Annotated in this window: 19 protein-coding genes and 1 riboswitch; of the genes, 5 read left to right on the plus strand and 14 right to left on the minus strand. The window is 41.4% G+C overall.

Annotation, left to right across the window (positions count from 1 at the left end):
- Positions 1–112 precede the first annotated feature (112 nt).
- Positions 113–1,495, minus strand: a complete 1,383-nt coding sequence (gene gdhA, locus N693_RS0117935; RefSeq protein ID WP_025786248.1) for an NADP-specific glutamate dehydrogenase — start codon at positions 1,493–1,495, stop codon at positions 113–115.
- A gap of 144 nt (positions 1,496–1,639) precedes the next feature.
- Positions 1,640–2,923: a glycoside hydrolase family 18 protein gene (locus N693_RS0117940; protein ID WP_025786249.1), complete on the minus strand. Its 1,284-nt coding sequence runs from the start codon at positions 2,921–2,923 to the stop codon at positions 1,640–1,642.
- 146 nt (positions 2,924–3,069) lie between these two features.
- Here N693_RS0117940 and N693_RS0117945 point away from each other — a divergent pair, with 146 nt between their 5' ends.
- Entirely contained in the window at positions 3,070–3,702 is a 633-nt protein-coding gene (locus N693_RS0117945) for a spore coat protein (protein ID WP_025786250.1), read from the plus strand.
- A 73-nt stretch (positions 3,703–3,775) separates the two neighbouring features.
- On the opposite strand, the gene N693_RS0117950 is transcribed toward N693_RS0117945, so the two are convergent.
- From N693_RS0117950 to N693_RS0117975, 6 genes are all read right to left on the minus strand, one after another.
- Complete coding sequence (locus N693_RS0117950; RefSeq protein WP_025786251.1) at positions 3,776–4,672, minus strand: RluA family pseudouridine synthase; 897 nt, start codon at positions 4,670–4,672, stop codon at positions 3,776–3,778.
- A 58-nt stretch (positions 4,673–4,730) separates the two neighbouring features.
- Positions 4,731–5,045 carry a multidrug efflux SMR transporter gene (locus N693_RS0117955; protein ID WP_025786252.1) on the minus strand — a complete coding sequence of 105 codons (315 nt, stop codon included), beginning with the start codon at positions 5,043–5,045 and terminating at the stop codon, positions 4,731–4,733.
- A 1-nt stretch (position 5,046) separates the two neighbouring features.
- On the minus strand, positions 5,047–5,394 hold the full coding sequence (locus N693_RS0117960; protein WP_025786253.1) for a multidrug efflux SMR transporter: 348 nt from the start codon (positions 5,392–5,394) through the stop codon (positions 5,047–5,049).
- A 127-nt stretch (positions 5,395–5,521) separates the two neighbouring features.
- The gene (locus tag N693_RS0117965) at positions 5,522–6,103 is read right to left on the minus strand and encodes a TetR family transcriptional regulator (protein ID WP_025786254.1); all 582 of its coding nucleotides are present in this window, start codon (positions 6,101–6,103) and stop codon (positions 5,522–5,524) included.
- An 82-nt stretch (positions 6,104–6,185) separates the two neighbouring features.
- Entirely contained in the window at positions 6,186–7,094 is a 909-nt protein-coding gene (gene metA / locus N693_RS0117970; protein ID WP_025786255.1) for a homoserine O-succinyltransferase, read from the minus strand.
- 77 nt (positions 7,095–7,171) lie between these two features.
- Positions 7,172–7,277: riboswitch (SAM riboswitch) on the minus strand.
- A 90-nt stretch (positions 7,278–7,367) separates the two neighbouring features.
- Positions 7,368–8,228, minus strand: a complete 861-nt coding sequence (locus tag N693_RS0117975; RefSeq protein WP_025786256.1) for a YitT family protein — start codon at positions 8,226–8,228, stop codon at positions 7,368–7,370.
- A 208-nt stretch (positions 8,229–8,436) separates the two neighbouring features.
- On the opposite strand from N693_RS0117975, the gene N693_RS0117985 reads away from it, so the two are divergent.
- Positions 8,437–8,712, plus strand: coding sequence for an AbrB/MazE/SpoVT family DNA-binding domain-containing protein (locus N693_RS0117985; protein ID WP_025786257.1), 276 nt, complete (start codon positions 8,437–8,439; stop codon positions 8,710–8,712).
- A gap of 64 nt (positions 8,713–8,776) precedes the next feature.
- Here the strand turns inward: N693_RS0117985 and N693_RS0117990 are convergent, their stop codons facing one another.
- The 3 genes from N693_RS0117990 to N693_RS0118000 all read right to left on the minus strand — a co-directional run bounded on the left by N693_RS0117990 (position 8,777) and on the right by N693_RS0118000 (position 11,949).
- Positions 8,777–9,094, minus strand: a complete 318-nt coding sequence (locus N693_RS0117990) for a thioredoxin family protein (protein WP_025786258.1) — start codon at positions 9,092–9,094, stop codon at positions 8,777–8,779.
- Between the two features lie 168 nt (positions 9,095–9,262).
- Positions 9,263–9,778, minus strand: coding sequence for a DUF3231 family protein (locus N693_RS0117995; RefSeq protein ID WP_025786259.1), 516 nt, complete (start codon positions 9,776–9,778; stop codon positions 9,263–9,265).
- A gap of 86 nt (positions 9,779–9,864) precedes the next feature.
- Positions 9,865–11,949, minus strand: coding sequence for a catalase (locus N693_RS0118000; RefSeq protein ID WP_025786260.1), 2,085 nt, complete (start codon positions 11,947–11,949; stop codon positions 9,865–9,867).
- Positions 11,950–12,061: 112 nt separating this feature from the next.
- Between N693_RS0118000 and thpR the strand changes: the two genes are divergently transcribed.
- Together thpR and N693_RS20420 are read left to right on the plus strand one after the other, a co-directional pair.
- Positions 12,062–12,625 (plus strand): RNA 2',3'-cyclic phosphodiesterase, encoded by a 564-nt coding sequence (thpR, locus tag N693_RS0118005; RefSeq protein ID WP_025786261.1) that lies wholly within the window; start codon positions 12,062–12,064, stop codon positions 12,623–12,625.
- A 48-nt stretch (positions 12,626–12,673) separates the two neighbouring features.
- A complete protein-coding gene (locus N693_RS20420; protein WP_172643609.1) occupies positions 12,674–12,841 on the plus strand; it encodes a hypothetical protein in 168 nt (55 codons plus the stop codon).
- 40 nt (positions 12,842–12,881) lie between these two features.
- Here N693_RS20420 and N693_RS0118015 read toward each other — a convergent pair whose 3' ends face one another.
- From N693_RS0118015 to N693_RS0118025, 3 genes are all read right to left on the minus strand, one after another.
- Positions 12,882–14,564 carry a methyl-accepting chemotaxis protein gene (locus N693_RS0118015; RefSeq protein WP_253271227.1) on the minus strand — a complete coding sequence of 561 codons (1,683 nt, stop codon included), beginning with the start codon at positions 14,562–14,564 and terminating at the stop codon, positions 12,882–12,884.
- Between the two features lie 106 nt (positions 14,565–14,670).
- The gene (locus N693_RS0118020; protein WP_025786263.1) at positions 14,671–15,357 is read right to left on the minus strand and encodes a hypothetical protein; all 687 of its coding nucleotides are present in this window, start codon (positions 15,355–15,357) and stop codon (positions 14,671–14,673) included.
- Positions 15,354–16,469, minus strand: coding sequence for a mandelate racemase/muconate lactonizing enzyme family protein (locus N693_RS0118025; RefSeq protein WP_025786264.1), 1,116 nt, complete (start codon positions 16,467–16,469; stop codon positions 15,354–15,356). The genes N693_RS0118020 and N693_RS0118025 overlap by 4 nt, the downstream gene beginning before the upstream one ends.
- 86 nt (positions 16,470–16,555) lie before the next feature.
- Here N693_RS0118025 and N693_RS0118030 point away from each other — a divergent pair, with 86 nt between their 5' ends.
- Entirely contained in the window at positions 16,556–17,797 is a 1,242-nt protein-coding gene (locus N693_RS0118030; RefSeq protein WP_025786265.1) for an HTH domain-containing protein, read from the plus strand.
- Positions 17,798–17,819 lie beyond the last annotated feature (22 nt).

The raw sequence follows: 17,819 nt of genomic DNA on the forward strand, positions 1-17,819 counted from the left end.
AGAAATTACTGATTCTTTTAATAGACGGAATATTCGATTGACGAATCCTAAATACTATTGATTTTACTCAACAAAAAAAGCACACCCTAAAGGATGTGCTGAGTGGCCACTATTAACTTAACCCATGTGATGCCATTGCGTCTGCAACTTTCAAAAATCCCGCTACGTTAGCACCCATAATGAGATTTCCTGGTTTGCCAAAGCGATCTGCAGCATCAATACAACTTTCGTAGATCGAGCGCATGACAACTTTCAAACGCTCATCTACTTCTTCTGCAGTCCATCTGAGTCGCATGCTATTTTGGGACATTTCCATCGCTGAAACGGCTACGCCTCCTGCATTAGCAGCTTTTGCTGGCGCAAAAAGAATCCCATGGTCTTGGAATATTGTAAGTGCTTCGTTTGTACAAGGCATATTGGCGCCTTCGCCAATAGCTGTTACGCCATTTTTAATCAGAAGATGAGCGCTTTCTTCATCGAGCTCATTTTGAGTAGCACAAGGAAGGGCAATGTCACAAGGAACTGTCCAGACACGTGAGCAATCTTCAAAATAACGTGCCTCAGGATATATTTTCAAATAATCTTGTATCCTCTTGTTCTCAATTTCTTTCAATTGCTTTACACACCCTAAGTCAATGCCCTCTTCATCTACAATATAGCCTGAAGAATCACTGCATGCTATAACTTTTGCACCCAACTGCTGTGCTTTCTCCATCGCATAGATGGACACATTGCCTGAACCTGACACAATTACAGTTTTGTCATTAAACGACATGCCATACTCCTTAAGCATTTCTTCAACAAAGTAAACCGTTCCATAACCCGTAGCTTCTTTTCGACCAAGACTTCCACCATGGCTTGGATCTTTACCAGTTAAGACTCCCGCTTCATATCCACCTTTTAATCGCTTATATTGACCAAACAAATAGCCGATCTCACGTTTTCCAACTCCTATATCACCTGCAGGCACATCTATGTCCGGACCAATATGACGACTCAATTCCGTCATGAAACTTTGACAGAAACGCATGATTTCACGATCCGACTTCCCCTTCGGATCAAAATCTGAGCCACCTTTACCTGCACCGATCGGTTGGCCAGTCAATGCATTTTTAAAAATCTGTTCAAACGCAAGGAATTTCATAATGCTACTGTTCACCGAAGGATGAAAACGAAGTCCACCTTTATAAGGTCCTAGCTCACTGCTAAATTGAACTCGATACCCTCTGTTTACGTGCACTTTGCCAGCATCGTCTTCCCAAGCGACACGAAAGGTCACAATTCTTTCCGGTTCAGTCAGTCTTTCAAGAATTCCGCTCGTAATATATTCAGGATGCTGTGCGAATACGGGACGGAGTGAATCGAATATTTCACGTGTTGCCTGGAGAAATTCAGTTTCATTTGCATTTCTTCGTTTAACTTGCTCATAAACTTGATGCACATAATCATTTGAACGCCTTTGTACATCCACATGTTCTACATTTAATTTCGACATATTCTTCCCCCTTAATCCCGAATCTAACTTGTTGTATTTAATTAGTATACGCTAGAATTAATATTTTTGAAAATACATTTTAATCTGCAAACAAAAACAGAGGTTCTAATCACCTCTGTTTTGTGGGGGTATGATAAGTCAAAACTATTTTTTCACTATATTAAAATTATCCTCTAGGAGCAGCCAATTTTGAGGAAATGCTAACCCCAATTTCCAGTACATAATGCCACGCAAACTATATTTTTTCAATAAGTCAAACTTAGCTTGGATGCTTCTAGCGTCTTCAAACCAAACCTCGTGTTGAATACTATTTTGATCGATATAGTTGAAATATGGTGCTTGTGCAACATAGTCGTATGAAATGGCTTCGTTCTCCCGTATTGCAAGTTCTGTAGCTTGTTTTGGACTCAGTGCTCTAGCTGGTTCACCGCCTTGCGTAGGGTAAGGTTTCGACCAATCATAGCCGTACAAATTTTGACCTAAAAAGATTTTGTTTCTAGGAATTTCTTGAACCGCATATTTCACCACTCTCTCCACTTGCGGCAATGGACTCACGGCTTGTGGCTCACTATAAGTATAACCCCACTCGTAAGTCATAAGAGAAACGAAATCCACAATCTCTCCATGAGCTTTATAGTCATGTGCGCCGTAAATTCCTGTGGTAACATCACTTACTTTAGGTGCAAGTGCGGTGGAGAGTGTGAGGCCGGCTGGATGAAATCGGTCTCTAGCTCTTCTTAGGAATGCATTGTATAGTTGACGATCCTCAGGGTACAATAACTCAAAATCAAAGTGAATGTCTTTGTATCCTACTTGCTGTGCCACTTCCAAAATGTTCGTGAACAACAAATCTTGAACTCCTCGGCTCATAAATATGTCACGAGCAAGACCTGCACTAAATGCGAAATCCTCCAAGTTGCTAATCACCATGGCATTTAAGGCGCCAGCGTTCGCAGCAATTGTAGGTAAATTAGCAATTGAAGGGGCTTTTAGTGTACCGTCCCGTTGCACTTCATAACTGAACATGGCCAGATACGTTAATGCATCTACTCTTCTTTCTGTTTCGGTAATCATCGCCTGGGAAACCGGAGTTCTTGGCTCGACGTAAAGTAATGATTGAATCGGAGTTTTAGGAGTTGGAGGGATGTATAATCGCTGACCAACCGTCAGAGGTGCAGATAGAGAAATTTTGTTGATGTTCGCCAGCTCCGATATGGTCATCTTTTCTCGACGTGCGATCTCATATAGAGTATCCCCAGGTTGCACCCAATAATAACTCCCTGTTATTGGGATGACAAGTGCTTGACCAACAGCCAATTTCCCAGCATTCTCCAACTCATTTGCATCCGCAATTTCTTGCCATCCAATTCCATATTGTTTTCCAATTTCAAATAGACTTTGCCCTTTTTGAACAACGTGTATTTGCACTTTTATGCACACCTTTCCATACAAATTCGTAGTCCATTGTATGAAAGTAACTGTTCTGCTATTCATACAAAACATCCCACGGGATAGAAAGATACTTAAAGTACATACTATTCATGAACGAACACCATAATTTAGGGAGGACAACAATGACTACAAACCAAAACGGAACGACTCATCAGAACATGCACACAGGCACAGTTCCCCCGTCCATGAACCACGGAGGACATGAACTTTTTGATGTTCATGAAGTATTATCGAGCACAATAGGAGCCCTCAACCAGGCGATTTTACTTCGACCTCATGTGAAGGATCCCGAGTTGTTAGATATTCTCGATCGGCAGTATCGCTTTACGTTGGATGAATATAACATTACAGTAGAGAGTTTCAAATCCGGTCATGATCCATCTCATCCTACACAAAGCTATAAAATGAAAGAAGGAAATGATTTCATCTATGGTATGAAGGCGGGTCAACCCAAAAAGCCTATGATGAATGCTTCTGAAATTACGGATGAAATTATATCCGGTTTCTTATTAGGTTCCGCAAAAGCTGGAGCCTCCATGAAAACAATGGTTGCTTGTGAAGTGTGTAATCCTGTTGTCCGCAGAGTACTAGCTGATTCGGTTCCGAACTGTATTGAAATGGCGTATGAATTAGCCATTTACCAGAACAAGCATCATTACTATCAGGTACCTCAGCTGGCGTTACAAGATATGACCGAGTTGCTCAACGCATTTGCACCAGCACAAGGTCAACCTGGAATGCCCCCTTTACAGTAAAGACCTCATATGACTAAGTCGTTCACTTTGAACCCTCAAAAAATAACCGCGTGCGCCTTTTTGGCGCGCGCGGTTATTTTGATTTCTTATAGAAGGAGGACGGCGGATCTGATATGAACGTGTGTTGCTCCTTCGTTATAGGATGAATCATCGTTAACTTGGTTGCATGAAGCCCAAGTCGTTTAATAGGGTTTGTTGTGGCACCATATTTTTTATCGCCTACCACGGAGTGACCAATTTCCTCCATATGCACACGGATTTGGTTTTTCCGTCCTGTTTCTAATCTCAATTCGAGTAGTGAAAACTGTGCACTCGCTTGGAGTCTCCTATAACGTGTAATGGCTTTTTGGCCACCATTATCTGTTGGGTTGGAATAGACTTTAAATGTTCTAGTCTCTTTTAGCCAAGAAATAATTTCACCTGTTTCGTTTCGCACTTTGCCTTCAACTAGCGCGATATAACCTCGTTCTTGGACAGATTCTTCCCAGTTGTTCTGTAGGAGTTTTTTTACTTCCTCTGTTTTAGCAAAGAGCATAACCCCTGAAGTTTCTCGGTCTAGACGATGTACGATGAATACCCGATTGCTTCTATTCGCTTTTCTTACATATGTGGAAAGCTCACTAAACGCGGTCACTTCTTTTTTATCTTTCGCAGCCATTGATAATAACCCTGCTTCTTTGTCGATTACGATAATGGCATCATCTTCATACATTATAGAAAGTCCTGTAAGTTCACTGTCATTTCTCGCAGCTTGATTGGTCATAATTTCAACCTTATCTCCAACCTGCAATAATCGGTCATGTTGGGTAGTAGGCTCTCCATTAACAGACACTTGCCCACGGGAAAGAATGCCTTTCACTGCATTTCTACTTTTCTGGACAGTCTCTAGTAGAAAAGGGAGAAGGGGCTGTTCCTTTTTTACTGTATAACCTGTTGCTTGGGGTGTTGCTTGTTTTGAGTTATTTCGCATAGTCACGTCTCCTTATTCATTCATTATGCGCAACCTTTAACGAAATATCAAACGTGATTTAGGACAAGGCTTTTAAACCTATGACGCCAATGACAATCAATGCAAGACTGCCGATCCTGGCTAAACTTTTGGATTCACCAAAAAAGATCATATTCAGTATTACAGCACCTGCAGTTCCGATTCCAATCCATACTGCATATGCCGTGCTCACTTGTAAGTACTGAAATGATGTATATAAAAATACAAATGCTAAGCCAAAACCACCTAAAAATAAGATACCTGAAGGAATTGACTTCTTTTTACTATATTTGTTTAGTCCGATAACACCTGTAAATTCAAAACCCGCGGCTAGCGCTACAAATAACCATCCCATGTTAACGATTCCTTTCTGCTGCTAGTTTTTCGTCATGACCATCAGCAAGTTTCAAACCGATGACACCTGTCACTAAAATGACGATGAAGAAAATTTTCCCACCACTTAACGTTTGTCCGAAGAAAAATACATCCATCAATGCAGTTCCGATGGTTCCGATAGCTGCAAATATGGCATATACAGTTCCTGTTGGTAATGTCGCGCATGCTTTAGATAGAAAGTGGAAATCGACGAATATAAATAACACGATTGGAACCCAGTGCCACCATTCCGATGCTACGTTAAAACCGAAAATCCATACAAGTTCAAAAAAACTAGTCGCTGCTACATAAAGCCATTCTTTTCTCATGTAAATGCTCCTTCTCTTAGGTGACTGACTGTCATTCATTTTTCCGCATCCGAATGAACTGAAAATGTATACATCGACTGGCACTTAGTTATTGCCAGTCGATGTGGAATTCCTATTCCTCATCTGCTTATCTCAAATATCCTAGGGCGTACGATAAAAACAACAACGTTTCCCTCTTTTGTTCAGTAGCACGAATTTCTTGGTCAATTTCTTCATCGTATAAGTAAATCTGTTCTGCAGCGGACTCAGTCAACCCGATAATGAGCTTTGCTAACTGATCTGGATGACTGTCGATGCGAATAACTCCTTGCTTCTGCACCTTTTCAACAAGGGCGCTTACCCATTGGTAAATTGGAGCATAAACACTCTCCCACTCTTTCAAATGTTCAGTTGACGCTAAACCTGAATAGATCATCGCTTGAATCTCGTGATGTTCTTTATTAACCGCAAATATCGCCTCTACAAATTGCTTTAGTTGCTCGTCAAACGATGCAGAGTCTTCAACAGCCTCTATTACCGTTTTTAAGGTATGCTGTACCATCACTTCAGCAATTGCAGGCATGAGCGATAGTTTAGAGGGAAAGTATAAGTAAAACGTTCCTTGTGCAATCCCTGCAGCTTTAACAATATGTGAAACTGTTGTTTTTTCAACGCCTTTTTCAGTAAACACTTGAATCGCAGACTGAACAATTTTTTCTCTCTTGTTCATAACATCCCTCCACAAATGACTGACTGTCATTCATTATAATCCAATCCACTGAGAACTACAAGTTCCTCAGCTGAATCAATACTCATTTCCATTCAAACGGAGTTTGTTGGTAGACATAGTAATTTAGCCAATTCGAAAATAAAAGATGTGTATGGGAACGCCACGTGTTCAGCGGATTCGATGAGCTATTGTCATTTGGGAAGTAATTCTTAGGAATATCAATTTCAAGTCCTTTTGCTACATCACGCTCATATTCTTCTTGCAACGTTCCCGCATCGTACTCTAAGTGTCCCGTAATCATAATGTTTTTTGAATCGTTGGATATCACAATAAAGGGCCCTACTTCTTCCGAATATGCGAGTAGATTCAATGAGTTATGCTGTTCGATATCGTCTTGAGAAACTCCTGTATGCCTCGAGTGTGGTGCAGGAAATAGGTCATTAAATCCTCGTGCAAGATTGACAGTTGGATTGGTAACGAGATGTTCAAAAATGCCAAAACACTTAGAAGGCAGCTGGTGTTTGTTCACTCCATAGTAATGATAAAGTGCTGCCTGGGCTCCCCAACAGATGTGCATGGAAGATGTTACATTCGCTGATGCCCAATCTAAAATCTCCTGCATTTCTCCCCAATACTCAACCTGTTCGAATTCCATTTGCTCTACAGGTGCCCCCGTTACGATCATTCCATCGAATTTTTCGTCTTTCACTTGAGGGAATGTTTTGTAAAATGTATCTAAATGGTTTTTACTAACATTTTTTGATACGTACGTTTCTGTATGTAAAAAAGTTACATCCACTTGAAGAGGAGTATTACCTAACAAACGAAGAAGTTGCAGTTCCGTTTTTTCCTTTTGAGGCATTAAATTCACGACTAGTATACGAAGTGGTCTAATGTCTTGAGAGGTAGCGCGTTCTTCATCCATCACAAATATTTTTTCTTGCTTCAGTAGTTCTCCCGCGGGTAACGCTTTTGGTATTGTAATTGGCACAATTCTTCACTCCTATTCAGCCCACCAAAAAAACTTCCGCTTTCTACGAAAGAGAAAGTGGAAGCTAGTAGCCGTTCCTCTTATCTCTCAAGACAAAGTCTTGTGGAAGTAGCACCTTCCTGAATCTATCAGGGGTTGCTGAAACGTCATTGGGCCATTTCCCTCGGTTTCTCTCGATAAGCGTATTCAATTACTAAACAGTATACCATTTCTAAGTTATTTGTATAGTCTAACATTTAATCGAATCGAGTTTACTGACAGGCTAGCAACTACTCAATCGTCGTATTGGGCTCTGGAGAACCCTCTTCCTAGGATTTCAGATGCATTTAAGAAAATTACGAAAGATGTCGGCTCTTGCTCCTGAACAATTTTTTTAAAGTAAATTGCTTCTGACTGCTCAACGACACAAAGGATCATGGTTTTCTCCTGGTTCGAGTAGCCTCCCAAAGACTTCACTTTTGTTAACCCTCGATTGAGTTCGGTATTAATGAGTGTTTGTACTTTTTCTTCTTGTTCCGTAATGATTAGGATCAGCTTAGTAGGAGATGTTTGAAGCTGCACAAAATCGATTACCTTACTCGTCACATAGATTGCCATCATGGCATAAAGTGCGAGTTCCAAGTCAAAGACGAAAGCCGAGATGATGACGACAGCACCGTCAACAATTAGCTGAGCAAAACCACTGGAAAAGTTGGTATATTTCTTCAGAACTTGAGCAATTAGTGCAGTTCCTCCTGTCGAGCCATTCCCCCTATAAACAATTCCTAGACCGATCCCTAGCATAATCCCACCATAAATAGAACTTAATAACGGATTATGAATCGGGACATTAATATCAGTCGTTAAGAAAATGAAAAATGGCACAAAAAATGTCCCAACAATGGTTCTCCAACTAAAATCTTTTCCAACAAGGACAAGCCCTAAAATGAGGAGTGGTAAATTAATTAGCCACTGTACGTACGCAGGGTTAAATCCATATAGTTCATAAACAATCGTACTTATCCCTGAAACACCACCTGCAGCTATACGTGAAGGTAATAGGAAAATAGTAAATGCCAGTCCCACAAACGCCGAACCCACAATAATTTGTACATAGTCAAAAATCGCTGATTTCTTAAATTGAGTAAATGTCATCGTGTCCCTCCGTTCGTGCCAACTGTACTATTCTATCAAATTACACATCATTTGTGACTGTCTACAATGAAAAGATGGAGATGTTTTTTCATTCTAAATATTCGCCATTAATGAACTTTCGACAAAAAATCGACCATTTTTTTGCATTTTCCAATATAGAATTGTATGATTATAGAAGAATTCAGGTACCATTGAAGGAGGTTCTCTTATGAGGAGCTTAGGCGTTGTAAGAAAAGTTGATCATTTAGGGAGAATAGTTATCCCCATTGAATTGCGTGAGACAATGAAACTTCCCGAAGGACAACCACTTGAATTTTTCACGGAGGATGAGACCATTATCCTTAGAAGCTATAAAATCCGTGAAGCATGTATGATTACCGGAGAAATCACTTCCGATAATTTTGAACTGTCTAACGGCATGTTCGTCAGCCCTGCGGGTGCTAAAATTATTCTTGAAGAGGTAAAACAGGGTTTTAGTATGTAAAAGAAAGGGTTGCTGCCAGTGAAGTCTCTTCGACTTCTCAAGCAGCAACCCTTTCAATTTTCTTCTACGCTTCTGGATTATCCAGAAAAGCCGTAATCTCTTCACGCGTTTTTCTGTCCTTACTTACAAATCGTCCTTTTTCTACGCCCTTGCTGTAAACAAGAAAGCTTGGGATCCCAAAAATGTCGTGCTCTGCACAGATGTCTATGAACTGATCACGATCTACATATACAAATTCATACTCCGGGTAATCGGCTTCAATTCCTGGGAGTAATGGATCGATGACTCGACAATCCGGACACCAATCTGCGGAAAACAAAAACACCGTCCGTTCACCTTGTTTAAGTTCTTCAAATTGCTCTTGTGACTGTAACTTTTCCATTTAAATCTCCCCCTTATTAGACTAAGTATATCATGCTCTATGTAGTGAAGAGTCGATTTCGCTCGACTCTTCTATTATTGGCGCCTATATAAAAAAGCAGAGAAGAAAGCACCTTCTGCTCTTCCCTACTTTAACTTTTCTTGTGATTTACTCACCCAGTCCCACATTTTACTCTTTCGTCTGTTGCCCGCTCATGTGCATAGGTGGTGGTATGATCCATCCCTTTTCTTTATTCAGTTTCAATAACTTCGCACCAAACATGACCTTGTCTGCATGGAACTTAGCAAACATCGTGGCTATATCCTCACGCAAACATTGCCCCATCACTTGACTGCAGGATACTAGTGCCTGACCGATGTTAATAGAGATGGCACCGCTGATCTCAGGATCCATGAATCGTGCACCTGGAGGGATATCATCTGCAGAACAAGTTGGACGGTCTGGAAGTGTCGGCGGTGGCATAATACCATTTTCTTTCAACACTTCTTCGATCTGTTTGTCGTGGTCTTTCATCATATCTACCGCTTCATGTAGGAGTTTCTTAAGCCCTTCGTCTCCCGCATGATTAATAAAGGTCTGATAAGCGCTGATCAATCCTTTGTTCGCACCGACATAAGCCCAACATCCAATGACCTCTCCGTAATGCAATGGCTCATCTTTTGGATTTCCACTTAGAATTCCCATTCGTATCTCCTCATTTCTAGAAATGTAATCGTACAGTTCTAGGATGAGGAGAATTTGAAATGTTATTCATATGCATTGGAAATGGGTTATTTATAAATATCTCTTTCCCAAAAGCGTTGTTTTGCTAACGCTTTTATATATGCATGATTAAAATCGGTTTCATTTTTCTCAACAACGATTCCCGGTCCTTCGTGGACGGATGTCATAGGGATATACCGTGAACCCTCATTAGTAAAAGCGATTGGTTTGAAATGCTGCCACTGTTCCTCAATGTAATTTTGCATATTGCTGGCAAATTCCGCTGGATTACTAGATGTGCCGCCACCTATAACAACACTGTCATACAAAACAGGTGCCGCAGTTATAAATGTCTGATTCGCAATTGCATTTTTACCAGCGGTCCCTTTAACATTCCCTAGTGTTCCACTTACAATATCGACTGTGACTCCTGAATTACGAAGTGATTTAACTACATTGCCAATAACTGTGCCGTCAAATCCTTCACCGATTAATATCGCCACTTTTAGTGTTTCTGGTACGTAAACCGTATTCTTCATGCTCAGCGCAGGAGAAGACGCCGTAACATTAGATGGCGTGCATTCTGGACGCTTAACTCCTACCGCAGTTGCAATAGCCGCAGAGAGGCCGCTATCCACCTGACAAAACATATCTACAACTTGCTGACGTACAGACAGACTTTTCACCTTAGCGACTTCAAAACTGAATGCGTCAATGATATGTTGCTTCTCATAAGGAGACATACTGTTCCAAAATAGACGAGCTTGTGAGAAATGGTCATCAAACGATGGACTGCTAGCACGAATAACATGCCCTTCTACTTTTTCTTGGTAATGCTCATATCCACCTTTGTCGACAGGAGTAGGTGATGGTGTATTATCCGCAAGGGAGTTCTTATGATAGCTGACTTGCCCGACGTCGATACGTTGTCTGCTGAATCCATCTCGCTGGTTGTTGTGAAACGGACAGACGGGCCGATTAATCGGGATTTCAGCGAAATTCGGTCCACCTAAGCGAAGTAATTGTGTATCCAAGTATGAAAATAATCGGCCTTGCAATAATGGATCATTGGTAAAATCGATCCCAGGCACGACATTACCAGGATGAAATGCTACCTGTTCGGTCTCAGCAAATACATTATCGACATTTCGATTCAACGTCATCGTACCGATCAATTCAACTGGCACAATTTCTTCTGGCCATAGTTTTGTCGCGTCTAATATATCGAAGTCGAACATGAACTCATCTTCTTCTCTTATAATCTGAACACCTAGATTATATTCAGGGAAGCTTCCGGCATTGATTGTCTCCCACAAATCGCGACGGTGAAAGTCCGGATCCTTCCCACCAATTTTTTGGGCTTCATCCCACACAAGTGAATGTAAACCTAATTTAGGCTTCCAATGAAACTTTACGAAATGAGCTTTCCCTGCATCGTTGACGAGTCGGAATGTGTGCACACCAAATCCTTCCATCTTACGAAAACTTGTAGGTATCGCTCGATCAGACATGATCCACATAATCATATGAGCAGTTTCTTGGTTGTTTGCAACAAAATCCCAAAAAGTGTCATGCGCCGACGCTGCTTGCGGCATTTCATTGTGCGGTTCCGGTTTTACAGCGTGAATGAGATCTGGAAATTTAATAGCATCTTGTATAAAAAAAACAGGTATATTATTTCCAACCAAATCATAATTACCTTCTTCAGTATAAAACTTCACTGCGAACCCTCTAACGTCTCTGGCCGTGTCCATTGAACCTTTGCTTCCTACTACAGTAGAAAAGCGAGTGAATAACGGTGTGACTTTTCCTACTCCTTGAAGAAATTTAGCAGTCGTATATTTTTTCATGCACTTGTGCAAAACAAACTCACCATGAGCGGCATAACCCCGGGCATGAACAACTCGCTCTGGTATACGTTCATGATCAAAATGCGTGATCTTTTCTCTCAGATGAAAATCTTCCAACAAAGTTGGACCACGAACTCCAGCTTTTAAAGACTGTTCGTCTCCAGATACTTTAAGGCTCTGATTTGTTGTCAATGGTTTTCCAAAATTATTGACACGGTACTGCTCTAATTGGCGCTGCTTAGCATTTTGGTTCTGCATACCAGGTTGTTCGCCATTTGAATTTTTCACGCAATCCCCTTTCATCGATTCGTCTCTCGCTCCCTGATAGTGTATGCACCCCCACTAAGGCAGGTTACCCAGCACATAGCGACAATCGTTTCTTGCTATACTAAGAATCACAAAGGAGAGTTTTGCCATGACACATTATTTTGCAGCCATCCCTATCCCTTTTGAATTGGTCAACGAAAAACTTACAGCGACTAGTTTACATTATGATCTTCCATCACATTATAAGGTTATTCCGCACCCAGATGACCTACACGTTACATTGCTCTTTTTCGGTGGACTTAACAGTTCCCAACTTGCACTTGTAAAGCAAGAAATGCAGCTCGTCGCAACTAGCACAGATACGTTTTCGATAGCGTTAAACGGCATATCATTTTTTGGAAATCCTGCTGGTCCTCGTGTTGTGTACCTTTCTGTTCAACAAAATTGCCAGTTAAACGGACTTTACCAACATCTCTCTGATCGTCTGGAATCCATTTTACAAAAACCGGCTACATTAGGCTACACACCGCACGTTACAATCGCTAAAAAGAAAAAGGATGATCGCTCTGTTCCAATCGAACAAGAACAGTTTGAACCACTGGCTTTGGACGTATCAGAAGTAATTCTCTATTCAATTGCCCCAACAAAGTCTCCTAAGTATTCCCCTGAGTATACGTTTTCATTTGGCCATTCTTCGAGTATCGATGACTAAGTTCTGCACATACTGAAAAGGATGATACTTTATGAAAGGAGATTACAAATGGGACGCGATGAACATGCAAAGGGTGGAAAGAATGCTGCTTCTCTTCCGCAAACACCAAAAAACCAAAAACTCTCTGCTTCGGAAATGCGAGCAGAAATGGCACGTGAACTAGATAACATTGAGTCACTCGTGAAAGAGCGACAACAAAATAAGAAACGCACTTAAAAAACCGGCCTCCTGTTTAGATTACTGGAGGCCGGTTTTGTTATACCGTAAACTGATTCATATTTTGCTGCAACTTCTCTGCAAGTTCTGCGAGTAGTTGAGCACTTGTTGAAATCTCTTCATTGACTGCTAACTGTTCGTCTGAAGAAACTCGTGCAGATTCCGCTTCATCTGCAGCTTGTTGGGCTAACGATTCAATTGTAGTGGCATGGTCCACCACATTTTGAATCATAGACTTCATAATTCCAATTGAACTTGAAACCTTACTAACTCGTTCATCCACGTCAGATGCGGCCAGTTCAATTTCCTCAAATACTTCACTTGTTCGGCTCGTTACGACGAGTCCCTCTTGCATCTGATTCGCACTCACCTCTGTTTGTTCAACAGCATGTTTCACGTTTTCAATCATAACTGCAATAAGCTGGTCGATTTCAGCAGAGGAACGTTTTGACTGCTCTGCCAAGTTACGAACTTCCTCAGCTACAACTGCAAAGCCTTTTCCGTGTTCACCTGCGCGTGCTGCTTCAATCGCCGCGTTCAGTGCCAATAGATTAGTTTGATCCGCCAAACCTGTAATCATTGACGTCACTCCACGTATATTTTCCGAGTGCTCTGCCATTTCCGTAATAGTTTGAGATGAGTTCTTCAATAAAGTACTAATCGATGACATTTTGTTAGAGAAAGTCGTTAATGAGGTTGAGCCTTCTTGAACTAATTTCGTTACTTGTTCAGACGAACGTAGCATTTCTTCGTTATCAGAAGAAATCGTATCCACAGTGTTTAGAACCTCACTAATTGCTACATTCGATTCAGATACGAGTGATTGCTGGTCATTGCTCGCCTGCAGACTTTGCTTTGCGATACTCGCAACCGTTTCCGATGCTGCCAAGCTTTCTTCTGCACCTGCAGAAAGTTGCTCAGCTTGAGCCGCAAGCTGATGGGCAGAATCGCGTACATGTATAATAACAGATCGTAAATTACTCGACATTCCATTAAATGCAGCCGCCATATCACCAATTTCATCTTTGTTTTTAACTATCACTGGTTGTGCTGCTAAGTCTCCAGATGCGATTTGTTGAAATGCTTCTGTCATTTTGCCGACTGGCCGTGCAATCATCCTACTAATTACGCGCGCAATCACAATTCCCGCAACTAACGCTAGAACCGCCATCCCTATAATCAGCAGTTTCACTGTCTGTATGGATTTTTCTAAGTCTTTTTCCGCCTTCCCACGTGCTTTTTCTTGCGCAGTGATCAATTCGGATATTTGACCTGTCATCACGTCTTGATAGAGCGAAGCCTGCGAAGAAATTTCGACACCACGCTCTTTTGACTCGATTTGATAGCTTTTGATAGCTTTATCCGTTAGCTCATCGTAACTTATCGAGGAGCTAAGAATATCGGCCAGCAGTGCTTTGTTTTTCTTAGTATGCAACATCTTCTCTAGTGTTTCTGACTTCTCTTTAAATTCTTTAATAAGTGTTTCTCGGTTTTCTAGATAGGAAATTTGGTCAAAAATCATATAACCGCGTATTTCATTTGATTTTTGAGATTGTATGGCATTTAGTTGTTCCAGAAGCATAACTTTCTGGATACGATCATTGATAAGTTCTTTATACTCACGATCTAATGTAGAAAGTGCCCAAAAGCTTGCTGATCCCATTAACACCATAATGATTAATACAGCTAGAAACCCGAACCATAGCCTTTTTCCAACAGTCATTCTCACAAAATGCACCCACCTAACTATAGTCGAATAGATTTAGTATACCTCAACTAAAGATAGGTGCATAGGTCTATTTTCTAGAAATAAAATCATCACCATAGACCTAATTATTTCTTTTTTTATAAATTACCACAAATCCTTCATCATACTCATGAATAGAAGTGCCAATCCAACCTGCTTCTAAAAGTTCCTGCTGCTTAGCCGTCTCTCCCATTCCAACTTCAATAGAGTCACCATTCACAACAGACACGTCATCTACTAGATTTTTCATCATGATGTAGCGGGTGAGTGTCTCGTATTTCACACTAAGGGCAGCGATATGCATCCCCAATTCAAACTTGTCTTTAATGCTCGCAATATTAAAGGGTGCAACTGTCGCACAGACATACTTATACTGATCTGTATCGACATCCTCCATCACAATTTTTCCGAGCTGACGCTGTAACCCGTTCCCTTGAAATTCAGGATGTACATTTGTGATTTCCGAATACAGAACTGAACTCCACTGCTCTTTAGGAATGCCTGCATCTTCACCTAGGTGTTCAGGGTCTTCGCCCGGATCCATTAGCGCTCGAAAGGCTATGAGGTTCCCTTCAGCACGAACACCAACAAGCAATCCGTTTCCATCTAAGATGTATTCAAATTCCTCGTCTGTTAACGGTTGCAAAAAAGTTTTCACAGATAAATGCTCGATGACTTTCGTTTGCAACTGAATGATTTCAGGTAAATCACGCTTCGTTAACTTGATGACTGGTAGTGAAGTTCCATCTTTCAATGTCACCTTTTTCATACAGACACCACTTTTTCACTGAATACAGTCAGTTCGGTCAACACCGATTCGTCTATTTCAATACCGAGACCAGGCTTTTCGTTCAAACGAATGAATGGAACATCGTATTGGAGATTTCCAACATCTTTGCTGAATTTTAGTGGCCCCGTCAGTTCAACACTAGACATTGCTTTTTGAGAGAACGCTACGTGGAATCCTGCTGCTGATCCGATTGAAGACTCGACCATTGAGCCTACTTGACAATCGATTCCCGCCATTTCTGCCATGTGTGCGAGCTTCATAGCAGGATACATCCCACCACATTTCATGAGCTTAATATTCACTTTGTCTGCCGCACGTTTTGCAATGATTTCACGCATTTCACGTACTCCTCGTAGTCCCTCATCCGCCATCAAAGGCGTTGCGCTCTTCGATTTCACTTCGACCAATCCATCGATATCATCTGCTTTAACTGGCTGTTCTAGCCAGTCAAGATTGCAAGCTTCCAACTTCTTCATAGCTTGCAATGTGGTCGAACTATTGACCCAACCTTGGTTGACGTCCACTCGAATCGCGATACTTTCTCCAACGCGTTTACGAACCGCTTGTATGCGTCTCACGTCTTCAGCGGCATTTGTTCCGACTTTCATTTTAAACGATGTATATCCTGCCTCCATACGCTGGGCAGCCTCTTCTGCCATCGCTTCTGGTTCCCCAATGCTTAAGACGTGTGTAATTGGAAATTCACTATGATAACGGCCTCCCAGTAATTGATAGGCTGGTATCCCAAGACTTTTACCAACAGCATCGAAACATGCAATGTCAATGGCTGCTTTCGCAGTGGGTACCCCGTAAATTTCTTTGTCCATCGTTTCATGAAGTCGCTCAAATTCACTTGGATTCAGTCCGATAACAGCTGGAGCTAACGTATGGCGAAGTACTGAGAATGTCCCTTCCCAGCTCTCTCCTGTGACGTGATCATCCGCAACGGCTTCACCATATCCGACGATTCCAGTGTCAGTAGTAAGTTTTACGATGATCGAAGGCATGTCATCATACGTTGCATAACTAATGACGAATGGTTCGTGAAGTGGTAGTCTAATAGCAAAAATCTCAATTTCTTTAATTTTCATACAAATATCCCCTTCCTGCTTGGCAAGTTGTTATTTTCATTGTATCATTGTCGTTAAATAGTCGCTAATTAAAAAGGTGGTTGAACATGAGAACAAAAGTTGCGATATTCGGATCCAAGGAATTCTGTCAACGCGCAATACAATTCACCGAGCAACGCAGTGAAATCATTTTAGACTTGTATCCATATAACATCCCTAGTGAAGCACCTGAACTTTTGAAAAAGTTACTTCCTTGCGATGCGATTCTTTTTTCAGGATCCCTTCCATACGTCGCTTCGACGGAAGTATTGGCATCGATCCCCGTGCCATCCGTCTATCTAAAACAAGACGAGACCGAGATCACAACTACTCTACTGGCAATTTCATTAAAACAACCGTTGGAACTTGAAAAGATGTCCATTGATGTTCGTGAATGCACCGTCTTAGAAAGCGTATTAGCAGATATTAAGGCTGGTGAACAACGCCCCCTTATTTATCAATTAGAAGAAGACTATGTTTTAGACGATCTTGTTCAATTTCACACGTCAGCTTATGAAAAGAACCGCTTAAATGTCGCTGTTACTAGTGTTCATGCGGTTTATGATCGGTTAACTGAACTTGGAATCCCTGTTTTTAAAATGATCAGTGTAAAAAGCTCATTCCTAAAAGCGATTGACCGTGTTTGCCAAGAAGCACTCTTACAAAAAAGCGAGACATCTAAAATCGCTGCTGGTATTTTAGATGACTCTATCCTCACAACTGAGATGAAAGACAGCTCTAAAAAGCTCGCTCACTTATTGCACGCTCATTGCATCCATGCAGAAGAAGGCATCTTATTTTACACAACCCAAGGTGCTATTCAGTCAGCCTTGCTCACGCCCGAATTTCAACAACTCGCTACTCAAGTGAGCGGTCAGTTGGCTTTCGGAAGTGGTCGTACACTTACCTCAGCAAAGGAGAACGCTCTGAGTGCTCTCCGATATATGCAAACCGAACAGAACGCGGGTCCCTATTTGTTGGATGAAAAAAAAGAATTGCATACTCTTCTTCAACCCACGGGCAGCGCTATTGAATTGAGAGTAATTGAACCGGTCCTCGCAGAAATTGCTGAAAAAACAGCTCTAAGTCCAGCCGTGTTATCAAAGCTTGCCACATTCGGGCAAAGCCAACATTCCACTCAATTCACTGCAAATGATTTAGCGAGTCACCTAGGCGTTTCTCGCCGAACTGCAGAACGGACCATTAGAAAGTTACTTTCGAGCGAATATGCAAACACTGTAGGTGAAGAAATGACATATCGTCAAGGACGGCCACGAGCTGTTTATGAATTGAATTTTCCCGTGTACTAAAGAAAAGGCTGTCCAGCAAATC

It is taken from the genome of Sporosarcina sp. D27 (assembly GCF_000586555.1).
In the GTDB taxonomy this organism is placed as follows: Bacteria; Bacillota; Bacilli; order Bacillales_A; family Planococcaceae; genus Sporosarcina.